At 52.7% G+C, this 1,313-nt stretch carries 1 protein-coding gene; it reads left to right on the plus strand.

The features are described 5' to 3' along the window. Positions 1-53: 53 nt before the first annotated feature. Positions 54-1,276 (plus strand): IS3 family transposase gene (locus NR164_RS30230; protein WP_167379478.1). Its coding sequence is split into 2 segments (ribosomal slippage): positions 54-405 and positions 405-1,276, totalling 1,224 coding nucleotides; the frame shifts between segments, so codons are not numbered across the junction. The last annotated feature ends 37 nt before the right edge of the window (positions 1,277-1,313 follow it).

A 1,313-nucleotide genomic window follows, 5' to 3' on the forward strand; every position in this document is an offset into this window, starting at 1 on the left:
TGTCCCGTCCTGAATAAGGTTTACGCCTTCTGACCTATCTTCAGGAGGACTCAATGGATACGGGCAAAAGGCGCAGCCAGCGCGACTACACGTTAGCTTTTAAATTATCGGTCGTAGACCAAGTTGAAAAAGGCGAGTTAAGTTATAAAGAGGCTCAACGGCGCTTTGGCATTCAGGGCCGGTCCACGGTACTGGTTTGGTTACGCAAGCATGGCCGACAGGACTGGAGTCAAGGCGCATCAATTCGAGCGCCGCGGAGCAAGCCAATGACCGACCCCAACCTCCCGCTAACACCCGAACAGCGGATCAAAGAGCTTGAAGAGCAACTGGCACTGAGCAATCAGAAAGCCCAGTTCTTTGAGGCTGTCGTGAATGTCTTGAAAAATGACTACGGTGTTTCCATCGTAAAAAAGCGACCCGGCAAGTCCTCTCGCAAGGGCAAATCCAAAACCTGAGCATTACCAGGGCTTGCCTGTTCATGGGTATTTCGCGTCAAGCGTATTACAAACGCAATCGAGTTTTTGATGCCCGAGTCCGCCAGGACCAGGAAGTGGTGGACTTTGTTCTGGAAAAGCGTCGACGCCAACCCAGGCTAGGAACGCGTAAGCTGCATTACCTGATGAGCATTGAGGCTGGTGCGGCATTAAGTGTCGGCAGAGACCGCCTGTTTGCCATCTTGAGAGAGGCGCGAGCGCTCGTTCCACGCAAGCGGGCCTACCATAAAACCACTCATAGCCATCATCGTTTTCGCCGCCATCCAAACCTGCTCAAAGCAGGTCCGGAACAAGTCGTAGCCAGCAGGCCCGAACAGGTTTGGGTCGCAGACATTACCTATCTACCAACGCGGGAAAGTGTCGCCTACGTCAGCCTGATAACGGACGCGTACTCACGCAAGATCGTAGGTCATCATGTGCATGAAAGCCTGCATACGGAATCGGTGATCAAAGCGCTGCAGAAAGCGGTTAGCCAGCGAAGCTCCAAGGAGCCGCTTGTCCATCACTCAGACCGCGGCGCCCAATACTGCTCCGACTTATACCAGCGGATGCACATCAAGCACGGGATCAGGTGCTCAATGACCGACGGTTATGATTGTTATCAGAACGCGATGGCCGAGAGGATAAACGGGATTTTGAAAACTGAATTTTTGCTACATCGCCCCAAAGACTTGGCAGACGCAGTAAAAATGGTGGATGAGTCGGTGCGGATCTACAACGGGGAGCGACCGCATTTCTCCCTGAAATACAAAACGCCCGATGCGGTGCACCGGGCGTTTTGAGACTGAAATAGGTGTAAACCTATTTCAGGACTAGACA

Source organism: Pseudomonas sp. Pse79, assembly GCF_024519615.1.
Classification (GTDB): Bacteria; Pseudomonadota; Gammaproteobacteria; order Pseudomonadales; family Pseudomonadaceae; genus Aquipseudomonas; species Aquipseudomonas veronii.